Raw genomic sequence first — 16,466 nt, forward strand, 5'->3', positions numbered from 1 at the left:
CCGCCTCCCCTACCCCAGCAGCGCCGCGACGGTCTGGAACCACGCGACCAGCGGCCCCGGCAGCCAGACCCCTGCCACCAGAACCAGCGCCAGATGCGCGTAGAGCGGAACCAGCGTTCCCTGCACCGGCACCGATGCCACCGGAGCGCCGCTGCCCTCCACCATGCCGGGCGCGCCGAAGCAGAGCTGCTGGACCCGCAGCACCAGCGCCCCGAAGGCGACCAGGATGCCCACGACCAGCGGCAGGGCCAGCAGTGGCTGCCGGGCGAAGGTGCTGGTGACCAGCAGGAATTCGCTCATGAACACGCCGAACGGCGGCAGACCGGCGATGGCCACGACCCCGGCCAGCAGGCCCCAGCCCAGCGCCGGATGGCTGACCGTCAGGCCGGAAATCCGCTCGATCCGTTGCGTGCCGGTCACCTGAACGGCGTGGCCGACCGCGTAGAAGATGGCCGACTTGGTCAGGCTGTGCATGGCCATGTGCAGCAGCCCGGCGAAGTTGGCGAGCGGCCCGCCCATGCCAAAGGCGAAGGTGATGATGCCCATATGCTCGATGGAGCTGTAGGCGAAGAAGCGCTTCACGTCGCGCCGCCGGTAGAGCATCAGCCCGGCCAGCAGCAGCGAGGCCAGCCCCATGGCGATCATCAGCGGCCCCGGCGCGATGGCCTGCCCGTTCGCCGCCAGCAGCATCTTGAAGCGCAGCACGGCGTAGAGCGCCACATTCAGCAGCAGGCCCGACAGCACCGCGGAAATCGGCGTCGGCCCCTCCGCGTGGGCGTCGGGCAGCCAGGCGTGCAGCGGCGCCAGCCCGACCTTGGTGCCGTAGCCGATCAGCAGGAAGACGAAGGCGAGGTTGAGGATCGCCGGGCTGATCTTGGCGACGTGGCCCATCAGCTCCGTCCAGGTCATCGCCGCCATGCCCGGACCCATCACCGGCTGGGCGGCCATGTACATCAGAATGGTGCCGAACAGGGCGAGCGCGATGCCGACGCCGCACAGGATGAAGTACTTCCACGCCGCCTCGATGCTGGCGGCGGTGCGGTACAGGCTGACCATCAGGACGGTGGTCAGCGTCGCCCCCTCCACCGCCACCCACATGACGCCCAGGTTGTTGGCCGACAGGGCCAGCAGCATGGTGAACATGAAGGCCTGGTACATGGCGTGGTAGAAGCGCAGCTTGCGCTCGTCCAGCTTCCCCACCGCGATCTCGTGGGCGATGTAGCCGGCGGAAAAGACGCTGGTGGTCAGCCCGACGAAGGCGGTCAGCGCGATCAGGTAGATGTTGAAGGCGTCCACGACGAACAGCGGACTGCTCGACGGCTCCAGCCCGAACAGGACCAGGGACGCCAGCAGCGTGACGGCGGAGAAGCCGATGTTCAGCCGCGCGCCCAGCCGGTGGCCGGGAACCAGAGCGAGGACGGCGGCGCCGATCAGCGGGGTGGCGACGATGACGGCGACGACGCTCAATCGCTTTCCCCCCGGAAGCTCTCGATCTTCTGCATGTCAAGCGTGTCGAACCGCTCGCGGATGTGGAACAGGAAGATGCCGAAGATGATGAAGGCCACCATGACGGAGAAGGCCACCGACATCTCGACCACCAGCGGCATTCCCGCCGCGCCGACCGCCGCCAGGATCAGCCCGTTCTCGATCGACATGAAGCCGACGACCTGACTGACCGCGTTGCGCCGGGAGATCATCATCAGCAGGCCGAGCAGGACGACCGACAGCGACAGCGCCAGATTCTCGCGGGTCAGGGCGGTGGCGTCGGCGGTCACCGGAAGCACCAGCAGGATCGACAGGGTGACCAGCGACACGCCCGCCACCATGGTCAGCCCGATGCCCAGCGCCGGCTCGATCGTGCGGTGGATCTTCATCTTCACGATGATGCGGTGCAGCACCACCGGGATCAGGATGGCCTTGAGGACCAGGGTCAGGAGCGCTGTGATGTAAAGGTGCGGCTCCCCATGGGAATAGGCCTGCCACGCCGCCGTCGCGGTCAGGGCGAGCGCCTGCATGGTGAAGACGTTGAGCAGAGAGAACAGCCGACGCTGGTAGAGCAGGGCGAAGCTCATCAGCAGGACGACGGCCCCCAGCATGTGCGCGGCGTCATAGCCCAGGTCGCTCACCTCACACCCCCCGCGACACGTAGAGGAAGATCGCGCCGAGCAGGCTGAGCAGCAGGGCACCGCCGAGGAACTCGCCGACCCGGAAGACGCGCATCTTGGCGATGGAGGTCTCGAACAGCGCGAGCAGGGTCCCGCCGACGGCCAGCTTCGCCACAAAGACCAGAACGCCGCCCAGCGCCGCCGCCACGCCGGACCCGGCCGTCGCCATGCCCCAGGGCGCGAAGACGCAGGCGATCAGCGCCATGTAGAGCAGCATCTTGAGCATGCTCGCCGCCTCGACCAGGGCGAGGTGGCGGCCGGAATACTCCAGCACCATGGCCTCGTGCACCATGGTCAGCTCCAGGTGCGTGGCCGGGTTGTCGATGGGGATGCGCGCGTTCTCGGCGATCGCCACCATGACCAGCGCGATCAGCGCGAGCGCCAGGGAGATGCGCAGGCCGACCGCGCCGGACATCATGAAATCGGCGATCTCGGCGAGCGAGGTGCTGCGGACCAGGATCGCCACCGAGAAGACGATCATCAGCATCGCCGGTTCGGCGAGTGCTGCGATCATCATCTCGCGCGACGAACCGATGCCGCCGAAGCTCGTCCCCGTGTCCATCCCGGCGAGCGCCAGAAAGAAGCGCGCCGAGCCGAGCAGCGCGATCAGCGCGATCAGGTCCGCCGTGGGGGCGAGCGCCAGTTGGGTGGTGAAGACCGGCACCAGCCCGGCGGCCAGCCAGATCGCCGTGAACATCATGTAGGGCACGGCGCGGAACAGCCAGGAGGCGTTGCGGGCCAGCACCACCTCCTTGCGCAGCAGCCGCAGCAGGTCCCGATAGGGCTGGACCACTGACGGCCCCCGCCGTCCGACCAGCCGCGCCTTGACCAGCCGCACCCAGCCGGTCAGCAGCGGCGCCAGGGCCAGCACCAGCAGCATCTGCAGGGTCTGATAGAGGGTGGCGAGCAGCAGCGTCATCGTTGCGTCACCGCCACCATTACCAGCAGCACGACCAGCGCCAGGAACATCAGGGTCAGGTAGCGGCGGATGGTCAGGAACTGCAGGCGGTTGGCCTTCTCGGCCAGCCAGCCCACCGCGCGGGACAGCGGCTCCACCACCACGACCCAGGCCGGGTCGGTCCAGGTCACCGACAGGCGGGCGGGGCGCGTGTCGCCGGGCGCCGGCATGTCCACATGGTCGCGGGCGCGGAACACCGTACTGCCGAAGGCACGGCGGATCGGCTGGCCGAAGCTGGAGGCCGTGTATTGGGTGACCGCCGCCGGGTCCGGCCCGTCGAAGCCGCAGCCCCAGGGGATCGACCAGCGCACCCGGTCGCTCGCCTTGCGGTGGATGCCCAGCACCAGCACGACCGACAGCAGCGCGATCACCACCAGCATGATCAGGCCGTTGTAGGAGTTGCCGATGGCCGAGGTCGGGGCCAGCCAGAACCACGGCTGATAGGCACGCCCGTCGAACGGACCGGCCTCGACCAGCAGGCGCAGCGCCGGCTCGAACAGGCGGAGCAGCGGCGTCGGCAGCACGCCGAGCACGACGCAGAGCACCGCCGGAACCGCCATGCCCAGCCGCATCGCCCGCCCGACCTCCACCGCCTCCCCGGCGGCGCGCGACCGCGGTCGGCCCAGGAAGGCGATGCCGTAGAGCCGCACGAAACAGGCGCCGGCAAGCGCGGTGGCGAGCGCCAGGGCGGCGCCGACCACCGCGATTTCGATCTTCAGCGACCATTCCGACAGCGCCGGGGCGTTCAGGATGGCTTGGAACAGCAGCCATTCCCCGACGAAGCCGTTCAGCGGCGGCAGGGCCGAGATCGCCGCGGCGCCGATCAGGGCGAGGACGGCGGTGGTCGGCATGCGGTGGATCAGCCCGCCCAGCCGGTTGAGGTCGCGCGATCCCGTGGCGGTCAGCAGCGCGCCCGCCGCGAAGAACAGCAGGCTCTTGAACAGGGAATGGTTGACGACATGGAGCAGAGCCGCCGCCAGGGCGAGCGCGGCGATCACCGGCGTGTGGGCGGCCTTGAAGACCAGCGCCAGCCCCAGCGCAATGACGATGGCCCCGATGTTCTCCACCGTCGAATAGGCGAGCAGCCGCTTCACGTCGTCCTGCATCAGCGCGTAGAGCACGCCCATCACGGCGGTCAGCGCGCCGAAACCCATGGTCACCCCGCCCCACCACCACTCCGGCTCGCCCAGCAGGTCGAACAGCACGCGGATCATCGCGTAGACGGCGACCTTGGTCATCACGCCGGACATCAGGGCGGAGACGTGGCTGGGTGCGGCCGGATGGGCCAGCGGCAGCCAGACATGCAGCGGCACCAGTCCCGCCTTCGACCCCGCCCCCAGCAGGATCAGCACGACGACCAGCGCGGCGGCCCCCGCCGCCGGGGCGTGGGCGCGGATGGCGGCGAAGCTGTAGTCGCCGTGCGCCGTCGCCAGGACTCCGAAGGCCAGCAGCAGGCAGGCCGTCCCGAAGCTCGCCATGAGGAGGTAGAGGCGCGCGGCCTTCGGCGTGTCCGGCTCCCGATGGGTGGACAGCACGAGCAGCCAGGAGGCCAGCGACATGAACTCCCAGGACAGCAGGAAGGTGAAGGCGTCGGCGGCGATCAGCACCATGTTCATGCCCGCCAGGAACAGCGGGTAGAGCGGCAGCACCGGCCCGTCCTGGGATCCGCCATGGGCATCGTGATGCGCCCGCTCATACCCCCAGCCGAACAGGCTGGCGGTGATGCCGCCCAGATTGACGACGATCAGGAAGACGGCCGACAGCGCGTCGGCGCGCAGGTGGGCCTGGATCCAGGGCAGCCCGACCGGCAGGACCAGCGCCGCGTCCGGCCCGCCCCCGGCCAGCCGGAGCGCCGCCCACAGCGCGATCAGCGCGCAGGCTGCCGCCGTTCCGCCATAGACCACCGTGGGCGCTTGCGGCAGCCGCCTCGCCGCGGCGCCGGCGACGGCCACAGCGAACAGGAAGGCGATTGCCGAAACGACCAGTCCCAAGGCTGCGATCCGTTTGGATTAGACCCACAATCAGTAAGGATGTTTCTCCCAACGAACGCAAGGGGAAAAACTCTGTCGCGTTCATCTTGCGAGTGCGCGTGCTTTGGGCGACACGCGCACAGAAAAAAGGCGGCTCACCAATTCGGGAGCCGCCGGAGTCTGTTCGGGAGGAAACGCAACCAAGTTGCAGGGGAAGATATGCGCCCGTTAAGGTTAACAGCGCGTAAAGGACGCGGGCTTTTTCTTTGACTATACTTTTTCGCACGCGCCCGGCCGCGGATTCGCGCGTCCGATCCGGACCGGTCTTCCCGCCCTCTCCCAGATCGGCACTGGCCGGGAAGGCCCGCTTCGCGCTATAGGAGGCCCCTTCCCTTTCACCAGTCACCGGTCTTCCATGCCGTCCACGTCCATCAGCCAACGCATCGCCGACGAGCTTGCGGTCCGTGAATCCCAGGTCGCTGCGGCCGTCAAGCTGCTCGACGAAGGATCGACCGTTCCCTTCATCGCCCGTTACCGCAAGGAAGCCACGGGCGGGCTCGACGACACGCAGTTGCGCACGCTGGAGGAACGCCTGTCCTACCTGCGCGAGTTGGAGGACCGGCGCGAAGCGATCCTGTCCTCCGTCCGCGAGCAGGACAAGCTGACGCCGGAGCTGGAGCTGCAAATCCGTCAGGCCGACACCAAGACGCGCCTGGAAGACCTCTACCTGCCCTACAAGCCGAAGCGCCGCACCAAGGCGCAGATCGCCCGCGAGGCTGGGCTGGAGCCGCTGGCCGACCGGCTGCTCGCCGACCCGACGCTTCGGCCGGATGCCGAGGCCGCCGGCTTCGTCAGCGCCGACAAGGGCGTCGCCGACGTCAAGGCGGCGCTCGACGGCGCCCGCCACATCCTGGTGGAGCGCTTCGGCGAGGATGCCGAGCTGGTCGGCAAGCTGCGCGGCGCCATGGCCGACAAGGGCGTGGTGACGGCCAAGGTGATCGAGGAGAAACGGGCGGAAGGCGCCAAGTTCTCCGATTACTTTGAGTTCGACGAGCCCTGGGCGAAGGTGCCCTCGCACCGCGCGCTGGCGCTGTTCCGCGGCCGGACGCAGGGCGTGCTGGACATCCGCCTGGACCTGCCGGTCGAGGAAGGACAGCCCCACCCGGCCGAGCGCACCATCGCCGCCCACACCGGCATCCGCGACCAGGGCCGCCCGGCCGACAAGTGGCTGTCCGACGTGGTGCGCTGGACCTGGAAGCTGAAGATCGGCCCGCATGTCGAGACCGATTTGATGGGCGATCTTCGCGAGCGCGCGGAGGACGAGGCCATCCGCGTCTTCGCCCGCAACCTGCACGATCTGCTGCTCGCCGCGCCCGCCGGCCCACGCACCACCATCGGCCTCGACCCCGGCATCCGCACCGGCGTGAAGGTCGCCGTGGTTGACGCCACGGGCAAGCTGGTCGACACCGCCACCGTCTACCCGCACCAGCCGAAGAACGACTGGGACGGCTCCATCGCCGCCATCGCCGCACTGGCGGTGCGCCACAAAGCGGAGCTGATCTCCATCGGCAATGGCACGGCAAGCCGCGAGACGGACAAGCTGGTCGCCGACCTGTTCAAGCGCCACCCGGAGCTGAAGCTCACCAAGCTGGTGGTCAGCGAGGCGGGCGCGTCGGTCTATTCGGCCTCCGAGACCGCGGCGGCGGAGTTCCCGAAGCTGGACGTCAGCCTGCGCGGCGCCGTGTCCATCGCCCGCCGCCTCCAGGACCCGCTGGCCGAACTGGTGAAGATCGAGCCGAAATCCATCGGCGTCGGCCAGTACCAGCACGACGTGTCCGGCGGCAAGCTCGCCCGCTCGCTGGACGCGGTGGTGGAGGACTGCGTGAACGCGGTCGGCGTCGACCTGAACACGGCGTCCGTTCCGCTGCTGACCCGGGTGTCCGGCCTGAACGAGACGATCGCCCGCAACATCGTGGAGCATCGCGACCGCAACGGCGCCTTCCGCTCACGCAAGCAGCTGCTCGACGTGGCGCGCCTCGGCCCGAAGACCTTCGAGCAGGCCGCCGGCTTCCTGCGCATCCGCGAGGGCGACAACCCGCTGGACACTTCCGCCGTCCACCCCGAGGCCTATCCGCTGGTCGAGCGCATCCTGAAGAAGACCGGCAAGGATCTCGGCAGCGTCATCGGCGACGCCCGCTTCCTGCGTGGACTGAACGCCGAGGACTTCACCGACGAGCGGTTCGGCGTGCCGACCATCGAGGACATCCTGAAGGAGCTTGAGAAGCCGGGCCGCGATCCGCGTCCGGAATTCAAGACCGCCACCTTCCAGGAAGGGGTCGAGGAGCTGAAGGATCTCCAGACCGGCATGGTTCTGGAAGGGGTGGTGACCAACGTCACCGCCTTCGGCGCCTTCGTGGACATCGGCGTGCACCAGGACGGGCTGGTCCACATCTCGCAGCTGTCCACCAGCTTCGTGAAGGACCCGCACACCGTCGTGAAGGCCGGCGACATCGTGAAGGTCAAGGTGCTGGAGGTGGACATCCCGCGCAAGCGCATCGGGCTGACCATGCGGCTGACCGACGCCGCCCCGCGGCCGGAGCGGGGCCAGGGCCGGGGAGAGGGCCCGCGGGGAGAAGGCCAGCGTGGCGACGACAAGCGCCGGGACGACCGCCGCGGCCCGCCGCCCGGCAAGGGCGGCTCGGCTCCGAAGCCGGCCGTCGCCCCCAAGCCGGCCAAGGCGCCGGAGCCCATCAACAACGCCTTCGCCGAAGCCTTCGCGCGGGCGCAGGCCGGAAAGAAGCGGTAAGGCCACAGCGGGCGCAGCGTGGGGCGGGGCGGACACACTCCGGTACTCTCCCCATGGACGGTTCGTGCGCCAAAGGCTAGTCTGCACCGACGCCAACCGCACAGGCGCCCATGCTCTCTTCGGCAACCCGAATCGTCGGCCTGTACACGGTCCTCGCCACCGCCTGGGTGGTGGGGTCCGACCGCCTTTTGGACGCCGCCGGGTTGGGCGAGGTGGTGCTGATCCAGAACGTCAAGGGCACGGCCTTCGTCCTGTTCACCGCCCTGGCGTTGTGGGGGTTCCTGCGCCAGGAATTCAAGCGGCGCGCCCGGTCGGAGGATGCCCTGCGCTCGACGCTGCAACGGCTGGCCCAGTCGGAGGCCGATCTCCGCTCGGTCATCGAGAAGCTGCCGGATTCCTTCTTCCGCACCGACCTGGACGGCCGGGTCAGCATGGCCTCCCCCCAGTTCGCGCGGGAGTTCGGGCTGGCTCCCGAAACGGTGATCGGCACCCGCATCGCCGACCACTACGTGGAGGAGAACGGGCGCGCCAAGTTCCTGGCGGCCTTGGAGGAAGCGGGCGGCGAGGTCCGCGACCACCGCATGCCGATGCGGCGGCGGGACGGCACCGTCTTCTGGATTTCCGCCAACGCCTACATCCGCCGCGATCCCGACGGGCGGCCCATCGGGATCGAGGGAATCGCCCGCGATACCACCGCCCAGCATCATCTGGAGGAGCGCCTGCGCTACCTCGCCGGGCACGACGCGCTGACCGGCCTGTGCAACCGCATCCGCTTCGAGGACCGGCTGGAGCACGCCATCGCCCGCGCCAAGCGCGAGGACAGGAGCTTCGCCCTGCTCTTCCTCGACCTCGACGGGTTCAAGGAGGTCAACGACACCCACGGTCACCACAAGGGCGACGAGGTGCTGGTGACCACCGCGCAGCGCCTGTCCGGCGCGCTGCGCCACAGCGACACCACCGCCCGCATCGGCGGCGACGAGTTCGCCGTTCTGCTGGAGGGCGACATCTCCGTCGAGAACGCCCGGGCCGTGGCGGAAAAGGTCATCGACGCCATCGACCGGCCCCTGCCCGGCCTTGACCTGTCGGTGTCGGCCAGCGTCGGCATGGCCTTCTACCCGTCGGATGGCGCCGACGCCGGCGTTCTGCTGCGCTGCGCCGATCAGGCCATGTACCGCGCCAAGCGCCTGGGCAAGAATCGGCTGGAACTGGGCACCGCCTGAGCGGGACGGCCACCGCCAGAAGGGTTGGCCGTCAGGACGGCTTGGCCGCGTCCATCACCAACCGAATGCCCAGCGCGCCGATGACCGAGGCCGCCAGCCGGTCGATCCACGCCTTGGACCGCAGATAGGCGGCGCGGGGGCGGCCGGCGGAGAAAGCCACGGCGACGATGGCGTACCAACCCGTCTCGACCAGGAACACGGCGGGCGGCAGGGCCAGCAGAACCCAGGCCGGCGGCGAAGCCGGCAGAAGGGCCGCGAAGATGCTGGCGTAGACGATGGCGGTCTTCGGATTGCTGACCTGCGTCGCCAGCCCGATCCCGAAGGAGCGCAAGATGCCGTGGGACTTGGCGGCGCCATCCGGAACGCGGACAGGCTCCGCCGCTCCCCGCCAGATCCGCACCGCCAGATGGACGAGATAAAAGCCGCCCGCGACTTTCAGGATCAGATAGAGCCACCCGACCTGAATCAGCAGGGCGTGCAGACCGAGGAGGGCCAAGGTGGCGAAGACCACTCCGCCCGCCCCCATGCCGACGGCGGCGGCAACACCCGCGGCACGAGACACGGCGATGGAGGTGCGCGCCACCAGGACAAAGCTCGGGCCGGGGCTGATGGCGCCGATGGCGAGGGCGCCGAGAACGCTCAGAAGGGCAAGAACGGATCCATCCATGGCTGCGGCTCCGCTGTTCGGGAAAGCCGCAGTTTATGGTCGGCGAACGGGATCGTCAGCCGGCAAAATGATCGCAGGCGCCCTGCCCGCTCACTCCGCGGCCATCAGAAAGCTCGTCCCGTGGTGAGCGCGCGGGGGCATGTCGGGGAGCCCGATCGTCCGCCCGACCTCCTCGGTCGTCGGCTGGCGCCGGTAGGTCTCCACATAGCGGTCGAGGGCGGCGAGGCATTCGGCGATCGAACCGGAACCAACCGCCCGGCAATCCTCGAAGGCGTGCGGGTCGGGGCGGAACCAGTGGGTGATGTAGCCGTCCTCGGTCCCGTTCAGGGTGAGGGTCAGGGCGAAGCGTCCCTCATGCCCGATGCGGGCGTGGGCCGCGCGCAGCCGGGACTGGACCTCTTCGATGGTCATGGCGCGTGCATCCTTCTTAAACATCAGGCGGCCTTTCGATCACGCGGCGTTGCGGAGCAGCCGGTCTTCCAGGCTGCGCGCCCATTCGGCGTCGCGGGCCAGCGATTCGACCAGCAGGCGGGCCGGCCCGGCGGAGTCCGCCGGGGTGTCGGGGCGGAGCATCCCGGCCAGCCGCAGGGCCAGTGATTCCGCTTCCGCCTCGACCCAGCGGGCGTATTGCTTGCGGCGTTCCGCCTCGTTCCAGTACCAGCGCGGAAGCTGGGGGTGGCTGCGCTCCATCTCGCCTTCCCAGGCGCTCATGCGGAACAGGCCGCTTGGGGAACGTTCAGTGGTGCTGCTTGCGGGTGTCATTCAGGGCTTCTCCCTTCCACGCCGCGGGAATGGCGTGGCTCAGGCGGCCTCCAGATCGCCGCCCTCGTCGTCGTCTTGCTTGAGGATTTCCGCCTTCTTCTGGGCGAACAGGCTGGTGATGCGGTGCTGGGCCGTGCGGTCCACCGTGCCGATCTCGCGCAGGCGGGTGCCGGCGCCGGTGCGCCACAGCTCCTCCAGGTCGTCCAGGTCCAGGCAGGCGCCGAGCCGCTTGCGGATCTCCTCCTCGAAGGCGGCGATGGCGGCGGGCTGCAGGTCCGGGTTGGACTTCGCTGCGTAGAAGGCCTCGGCCTCCTCCCGGTACTTGCTGTCGTCGAACTGGCCCATATGGACGTCGGCGGCGAGGCCGAGCTGGACGAGGCATTTGCCCACCGCGTCGGTCATCGACATCTTGAAGCACTCGTCGTCGGGCGCCTCGATGCCGTTGCGGCGGCGGACCATCTCGGTGCCGCCCCATTGCGGCCCGGTCCAGCACTTCTCGCCCGTCTCCGGGTCGAGGTACCAGACGCGGGCGCAGATGAAGATCATGCGCTCGGCGATGGTCCAATCCATCTGCTCATAGCCCCAGCCCTTGCCGACCGGACCGAACACCTCGGTCATCATCATCAGGCGCCAGGTCGGGTCGATCTGCGTGCCGCGGAATCCGCCGGAGCGGGTGAAGGGCTTGGTCGCCTTCGGGTCGGTCCGCTTCAGCCGGTTCCACAAATGCATGGGGTCCGCGGCGGCGGGCCCTACGGCGGCGGTCTGGGAACCCGCGATCTTCGGAGCTGCCGTGCTGACGGTCTTCTCGGTTTCGGCAACGGTGTCGGTCTTGCTCATGCGTCCCATGGTCGTCGGGTTCCCCTTATGGTCAGTAGCGTTCGTCTCTCCCCTCACCCCAGCCGCCGCTGAGCACAGCGTCCAGGCTCGGGTCAGGGGACGGATCGGCCGTGGCCGGCTGCCACGGTTCGGCGGTGTCGAGCGCCCGCCGCGGCGGTGCGCCGTAGCGCAGCGACAGGCGTCCCTCGCGGTCGCGGGCGAGGTACAGGCCGCGGCCCGGCTCCTCCCCCGCCACGAAGGCGATGCGCGCGTCGGCGGGCATCAGCGCCTTCAAGGCGGCCTCCGCTTCGCGGACCGCGAGGGCGGCGGCGCGGCGGTCCACCAGCTCCGCCGCCAGGGCGGCGAAACGGTTGTGCCGGGCCATGTCGACCACCCGCCGGGTCTCATAGGCCGGCGCCTCCGCGGGCAGCGGATCGCCGGGCTCCACGTCGTTGGCGACGTGCCACCAGAAGGCGTCCAGCGTCTCCATCAGCCGCCCGCAGTCCGCCTCCCGCCGCGGCACGCGGACGAGCGCGTGGCCGGTGGGGCGCAGAATGGACAGCATGGCCCGGTCCAGCCCGGTGACCACCAGCTGATGCTGGACCTGCCAGTGGTAGCGCTGGGCCAGTTCCGCATCCGTCTGGAAGCCACCGGTGAATTTCGCCTCCACAAGCGTGTTCGGCAGCGTGTTTGGCAGCGTGTCCGGGGCGCCGCCGTCCGTGCCGTCCTCCCAGGTCAGGAAATCGGGGTGGGCGACCATCCAGTCATGCTCCGGATGAACCCAGGTCCGTTCCGCCGGCACGCAGGGAAGGCCGGTGGCCTTCTCCACGAAGCGGGGGTGCAGATGTTCCGTCGCGATGCCGATCTGCACCGCGGCGACGAGGTCGAGATCGGCCGGCGCCGACCGCCCCGTCTTCTCCCGCCACAGGCTCAGCCAGTCGCCCGCCATGATGCGGGTGGCGTCGGAAGACCCGATACGCCCTGCCCGCGCGGCGCGCTGCGCGTCCGTAATCGCCATTCCCCTGCCGGCCCCCAGCCGTTTCCCTGCGTTCTGGCTTCGAGTCGATGCGTCTTCGCAGCGCCATCGCCGTTAACCATAAACCGTATCGTGAATATGGGCTGCGAACACGCAGGATTCAAGAACAAAAAGAGAACCTGCGGCTTGGCCGTAGGACCGAATCTTCGAACCTTTTCAAAAAACTAAGTAGAATGCAGCGCAGCCGCGGTCTCGCTGTGACCGAGTCGCGCGACTCGGCACAGATGGTTATGGATTCGTGGCGTCAAAGGGGGATTCGGAAAAGAATTTCACCGCCGGAATTGGCGGCTTTTCTTCCAGATTCCCGGCAAATACGCGCGATCAGGCGCGCAGGCAGCGCGTGATGTGAACGGCGACACCCGCGACGTTGGCGCGCTCGATGGGAGTCGGGCGGCAGCCGGGATCGGTGCTGACCGGCAGCAGATGCGGCGGGAAAAAACGGTAGCCGCACACCGTCCCGTCGCCCACCGTAACCACCACGTCGCCGGTTTGCGGGGCCAGCACGTCCAGCGGCTCCAGCACCACGCAGTCGTCCGGCAGGACGCCGGCGGCGTTAAGGCTGGAGGAGGCGATGGTCAGCGCGAAGGCGCGGCGCGACGCCGGGCGGTCCACGGCGATGCCCCGCGCCCCGCCGGTCAACGCTGCGGCGATGAAGGCCTCCCCAGCCCTCCGCCCCAACTCCAGGAAGTCGCGCACCTGCTCAACCGACAGCAGCGGCACCCGCGCCACGGCCTGGTAGGCGGTGTCGTCGAGGAAGCGAGGCTCCGATCCGGCGACGCGGGCCAACCGCCCCAGGGTCTCCGCGCTGGGAACGCTGCCCCGCGCCGGGTCGCGCAGGAAGCGCGTGATGTTGGTCGGGGTGACCTCGGCCAGCCGCGCCCAGGCCCCGGCGCTCCAGCCCTGGGCCTCCATCACGCCGGTCATCCAACGCAGGATCGCCCGCCGCGTGTCGTCCATATCCGCCGTCCTCCCCGCCGAAAGAGCGCCCTATAAGAGAGAACGTTGAATGAACGCGCAAGGTTTCTTCGCTTATGTCGCAATTTCGCCGAGGATGCGCTGCGATTTCGCAGTATTTCTTTGGACTCCGTTTCTCCGTGGCTGAGACGCTGCGCGCGCGGCGGTGCGAGCACGGTGACTCGATGAGGGGTACTACGGGAGCGCCGAGGGGTTGTCCCCTCACCCACGGCCACGCGGCGGCCATCCGCGGCGCCCTTGACGGCGCTAGGTCCTTGTGCGGTCGGCCAACGGCAGGGAAAGGGTGATGCGGACCCCTCCTTTGCTCGCCACCGTCATTCGGGCACCGACCTGACCGGCCATGAGCCGGACGAGTTGGAAGCCGAACCCACCACCGTCCCCCACGCTTGTGTTGACGGGCAAGCCGCAGCCATCATCGGCCACGGTCAGCAAGGCGTTCCCGCTCTGGCAGGACAGTTGGACCCACACCGTTCCCGGCATGCCTGGAGAGAAGGCATGGCGGAATGCGTTGGTCACCAACTCGTTGACCACCAGCCCCAACGCCTGGGCGGCCTCACAACGGAGGGTGACCGGCTCCGCTTCGAGAACCAGGGTCCTGTGCTGGCCGTCGACCCCCATGGCCTGGCTCAGGCAACCGCATACGCGCGTCAGGTAAACGCTGATGTCGAGCTGGTCCAGGCTGCTGCCGGCATGGAGAAGCTCGTGGGCAGCGGCCAGAGAATCCAATCGGGCGCAAGCGACCTTGGCAAAGGCAAGAACCTCAGGGTGGTTCTCACGATGCGCCTGGATGCGCAGAAGGGAGATGATGTCCTGAAGGCTGTTCTTGATCCGGTGATCGATCTCCCGGTTGAGCAGATCCTTGCGCCGGATCGTCTCGTTCCGATCCGCCAGGACCCGGGCCATCTCCTGAACCTGTCGGCTCGACTCCCGGCGGGCGGCGTTGGCTTGGGCAAGCGCCTCGGCGGTGGCCGTCAGCTGCCGCCCAAGCCGGCGCATCATGGCTTCGGCATTGAGTGGCAACGTGTCCCTGTTGCGGCTCGCCGCCAGTTTAGCTTCCATCAGGTCAGCATGGCAGCGTGCGAGCAGGCTTCGCAGTTCGAAGTTCTCGCACCGGAGCCGCTCCACATCGTCTCCAAGGGGAGACCTGGCGCCAAGGCCGGACACGGCATCCTTGTCCATGCCATTCTGACCCGTGATATCGCTGTCGTTGCCTCTCATCGGCTTAAACTCCACGGATCCATTCCTCCGGGCAGGCACGTGAAAGGAGACAGACTTGTAAAATCGGGGCGGTCCGTCTGTCCGCTTTCGCACTGGACGCCCGTTTGATCTCCGGGCGGCGCAGGCGCTCAGGCGAGGAGGCCTTTGGTCTGTTCCCTCACGATGCCGTAGCATTCGCAGGAGGCGATCTCCAAGGCGGACCGGTTCAGGACGGTGATGTCGCCGCTGATGTAGTTGATGATGCCGGCCCGCTGGAGCGCGCCCGCCGCCACCGTCACACCGGCGCGGCGAACGCCCAGCATGGTGGATAGGAACTCCTGGGTGAGCGGCAGCCGGTCGCCCTCGCAGCGGTCGTGCGACATCAGCAACCAGCGGGCAAGTCGTTCGTCGAGACGGTGGGCTCCGTTGCACGCCGCAGTCTGAGACACCTGGGCCAGAAACGCCATCACGCAGCGCAGAAGCACGGTCTGGAGCGATGGGCTTCGAGCCGCCGCCTGACGCAGGGCCTCCGCCTCCATCCGCCAGCCGTTGCCGGGGATCTGCATCAGGCATTCCTGGGCCACGGTATCCGCACCCAGAAGGATCGGCATGCCAATCAAACCGTCGCGCCCGATCATCCCCACCTCCAGGGAGCCGCCCCCCTCGAACAGGGCGACGAAGGAACTGAGGCCGGTGTCCGGAAAATGGACGTGTCGGATCGGCTCGTACGGGACGATGAGCACTTGCTTGAACGGAAGCTCGACAGCTTCCAAATGCGGGCTCAACAGCTCGAAATCCTCCGGGCTCAGCGTTGCGAGCAACCGATTGCGGATGGTGGATTGCACCGCCTGTGCCACGCGCTCCCCCCTCTTCGATGTACGGCGGGAGCGCACGCTACTCTCAGTCACTCACAGCCAGGATCGTCCCGAGTGATGATTCACAGATTGGCGGCATTGCTGCGCTTGCAAGGTGCCAATCCAAGAAACCGGCCACCGGAGCCCTGTGTGCGGAACCGTACCGCTCGAGCTGTGACGGTTCTGTAGACCTGTCCGGAAGGTTTGACGGACAATTGGCGGGCGCAAGGCGGCATCGACATGACGATTGTTCTCTTGGAGGATGACTCCCTGGTGCGCGTGGCCATGTCGGCCTTCTTTCGGACCGAGGGCATCGTGGTCGTGGCGGGGGCGACCGGTGCCGCCATGGCGGATCTGATCACCCTGGAGCGCCTCCGGCCGACGCTCATCGTTGCGGACTTTCGCCTGGGTTCGAGAACGGCGATGGATGAGGTCCCGGACATCCTGGCGGTTTTGCCCGCTGCGGTGCCGGTGATCGTGACGACGGGCGACACCTCCGCGGAAACGCGCAAGCTGGTCGAAGCCCGCGGCTGGAGCCTGCTCATCAAGCCCTACAAGCCGCAGCATCTCCTTTCCGTCATCAAGGAATCACGCCTGTCGGCCGACCGGACCTGCTGACCCGCGCCCAGCTTCCTTCCCTTCCCTTTCGGCTGGCCCCATTGCGACCGGAGGCGCGCGCCGCCATCTGCTTGGCGTCAACAAAACCGGAGGAACCGATGATCGTCACCAGCACCGACACCGTCGAAGGCCGTCCCGTCACCCAGTATCTCGGCATGGTCGCGGGTGAGGCGATCCTGGGCGTGAACATGTTCCGCGACCTGTTCTCCGGCATCCGCGACATCGTTGGCGGCCGGGCCGGCGGTTACCAGAACGCGCTGCGCGATGCCCGCGAGGCGGCCTTCGCCGACCTCCAGGACGCCGCGCGGGCGCTGGGCGCCGACGCCATCGTCGGGGTGGACATCGATTACGAGGTTCTGGGCAAGGAGAACGGCATGCTGATGGTTTCGATCAACGGAACCGCCGTCCGGCTGGGCTGAGTT

The 16,466-nt window shown here is 68.4% G+C and carries 16 protein-coding genes; 4 read left to right on the top strand and 12 right to left on the bottom strand.

From position 1 onward, the window contains the following. Positions 1 to 9: 9 nt before the first annotated feature. Genes D3869_RS16040 through hyfB form a run of 4 tightly spaced genes read right to left on the bottom strand, consistent with a single transcriptional unit; the run spans position 10 to position 5,123 of the window. Positions 10 to 1,467, bottom strand: coding sequence for a hydrogenase 4 subunit F (locus D3869_RS16040; protein WP_137140981.1), 1,458 nt, complete (start codon positions 1,465 to 1,467; stop codon positions 10 to 12). Further along, the gene (locus D3869_RS16045) at positions 1,464 to 2,126 is read right to left on the bottom strand and encodes a hydrogenase-4 component E (RefSeq protein ID WP_137140982.1); all 663 of its coding nucleotides are present in this window, start codon (positions 2,124 to 2,126) and stop codon (positions 1,464 to 1,466) included. The genes D3869_RS16040 and D3869_RS16045 overlap by 4 nt, the downstream gene beginning before the upstream one ends. A 1-nt stretch (position 2,127) precedes the next feature. After that, on the bottom strand, positions 2,128 to 3,084 hold the full coding sequence (locus D3869_RS16050; protein WP_137140983.1) for a respiratory chain complex I subunit 1 family protein: 957 nt from the start codon (positions 3,082 to 3,084) through the stop codon (positions 2,128 to 2,130). Beyond that, a complete protein-coding gene (gene hyfB / locus D3869_RS16055; protein WP_137140984.1) occupies positions 3,081 to 5,123 on the bottom strand; it encodes a hydrogenase 4 subunit B in 2,043 nt (680 codons plus the stop codon). Before hyfB ends, D3869_RS16050 begins: the two co-directional genes overlap by 4 nt. Before the next feature lie 385 nt (positions 5,124 to 5,508). Here hyfB and D3869_RS16060 point away from each other — a divergent pair, with 385 nt between their 5' ends. Continuing rightward, complete coding sequence (locus D3869_RS16060; protein WP_137140985.1) at positions 5,509 to 7,899, top strand: Tex family protein; 2,391 nt, start codon at positions 5,509 to 5,511, stop codon at positions 7,897 to 7,899. 110 nt (positions 7,900 to 8,009) lie between these two features. Next, positions 8,010 to 9,119: a sensor domain-containing diguanylate cyclase gene (locus D3869_RS16065; protein ID WP_137140986.1), complete on the top strand. Its 1,110-nt coding sequence runs from the start codon at positions 8,010 to 8,012 to the stop codon at positions 9,117 to 9,119. A 31-nt stretch (positions 9,120 to 9,150) separates the two neighbouring features. Here D3869_RS16065 and D3869_RS16070 read toward each other — a convergent pair whose 3' ends face one another. From D3869_RS16070 to D3869_RS16105, 8 genes are all read right to left on the bottom strand, one after another. Further along, positions 9,151 to 9,786 carry a LysE family translocator gene (locus D3869_RS16070; RefSeq protein ID WP_137140987.1) on the bottom strand — a complete coding sequence of 212 codons (636 nt, stop codon included), beginning with the start codon at positions 9,784 to 9,786 and terminating at the stop codon, positions 9,151 to 9,153. Positions 9,787 to 9,876: 90 nt separating this feature from the next. Then, a complete protein-coding gene (locus D3869_RS16075; protein ID WP_137105182.1) occupies positions 9,877 to 10,197 on the bottom strand; it encodes a hypothetical protein in 321 nt (106 codons plus the stop codon). 39 nt (positions 10,198 to 10,236) lie between these two features. Further along, complete coding sequence (locus tag D3869_RS16080; RefSeq protein ID WP_247895879.1) at positions 10,237 to 10,548, bottom strand: hypothetical protein; 312 nt, start codon at positions 10,546 to 10,548, stop codon at positions 10,237 to 10,239. A gap of 39 nt (positions 10,549 to 10,587) precedes the next feature. Then, positions 10,588 to 11,385: a hypothetical protein gene (locus tag D3869_RS16085; protein ID WP_247895880.1), complete on the bottom strand. Its 798-nt coding sequence runs from the start codon at positions 11,383 to 11,385 to the stop codon at positions 10,588 to 10,590. A gap of 31 nt (positions 11,386 to 11,416) precedes the next feature. Then, positions 11,417 to 12,382: a YqaJ viral recombinase family protein gene (locus D3869_RS16090; protein ID WP_137140989.1), complete on the bottom strand. Its 966-nt coding sequence runs from the start codon at positions 12,380 to 12,382 to the stop codon at positions 11,417 to 11,419. A gap of 339 nt (positions 12,383 to 12,721) precedes the next feature. Further along, on the bottom strand, positions 12,722 to 13,357 hold the full coding sequence (locus D3869_RS16095; RefSeq protein ID WP_137140990.1) for an XRE family transcriptional regulator: 636 nt from the start codon (positions 13,355 to 13,357) through the stop codon (positions 12,722 to 12,724). Between the two features lie 264 nt (positions 13,358 to 13,621). Next, positions 13,622 to 14,593 (bottom strand): sensor histidine kinase, encoded by a 972-nt coding sequence (locus D3869_RS16100; protein ID WP_175426507.1) that lies wholly within the window; start codon positions 14,591 to 14,593, stop codon positions 13,622 to 13,624. A 128-nt stretch (positions 14,594 to 14,721) separates the two neighbouring features. Then, the gene (locus D3869_RS16105; RefSeq protein WP_137140992.1) at positions 14,722 to 15,429 is read right to left on the bottom strand and encodes a Crp/Fnr family transcriptional regulator; all 708 of its coding nucleotides are present in this window, start codon (positions 15,427 to 15,429) and stop codon (positions 14,722 to 14,724) included. A 237-nt stretch (positions 15,430 to 15,666) separates the two neighbouring features. Between D3869_RS16105 and D3869_RS16110 the strand changes: the two genes are divergently transcribed. Together D3869_RS16110 and D3869_RS16115 are read left to right on the top strand one after the other, a co-directional pair. After that, positions 15,667 to 16,044 carry a response regulator gene (locus D3869_RS16110; RefSeq protein WP_137140993.1) on the top strand — a complete coding sequence of 126 codons (378 nt, stop codon included), beginning with the start codon at positions 15,667 to 15,669 and terminating at the stop codon, positions 16,042 to 16,044. Positions 16,045 to 16,142: 98 nt separating this feature from the next. Beyond that, the gene (locus D3869_RS16115; protein ID WP_014197078.1) at positions 16,143 to 16,463 is read left to right on the top strand and encodes a heavy metal-binding domain-containing protein; all 321 of its coding nucleotides are present in this window, start codon (positions 16,143 to 16,145) and stop codon (positions 16,461 to 16,463) included. Positions 16,464 to 16,466 lie beyond the last annotated feature (3 nt).

Origin of the sequence: Azospirillum brasilense (genome assembly GCF_005222205.1) — a bacterium.
GTDB classification, from domain to species: Bacteria; Pseudomonadota; Alphaproteobacteria; order Azospirillales; family Azospirillaceae; genus Azospirillum; species Azospirillum brasilense_G.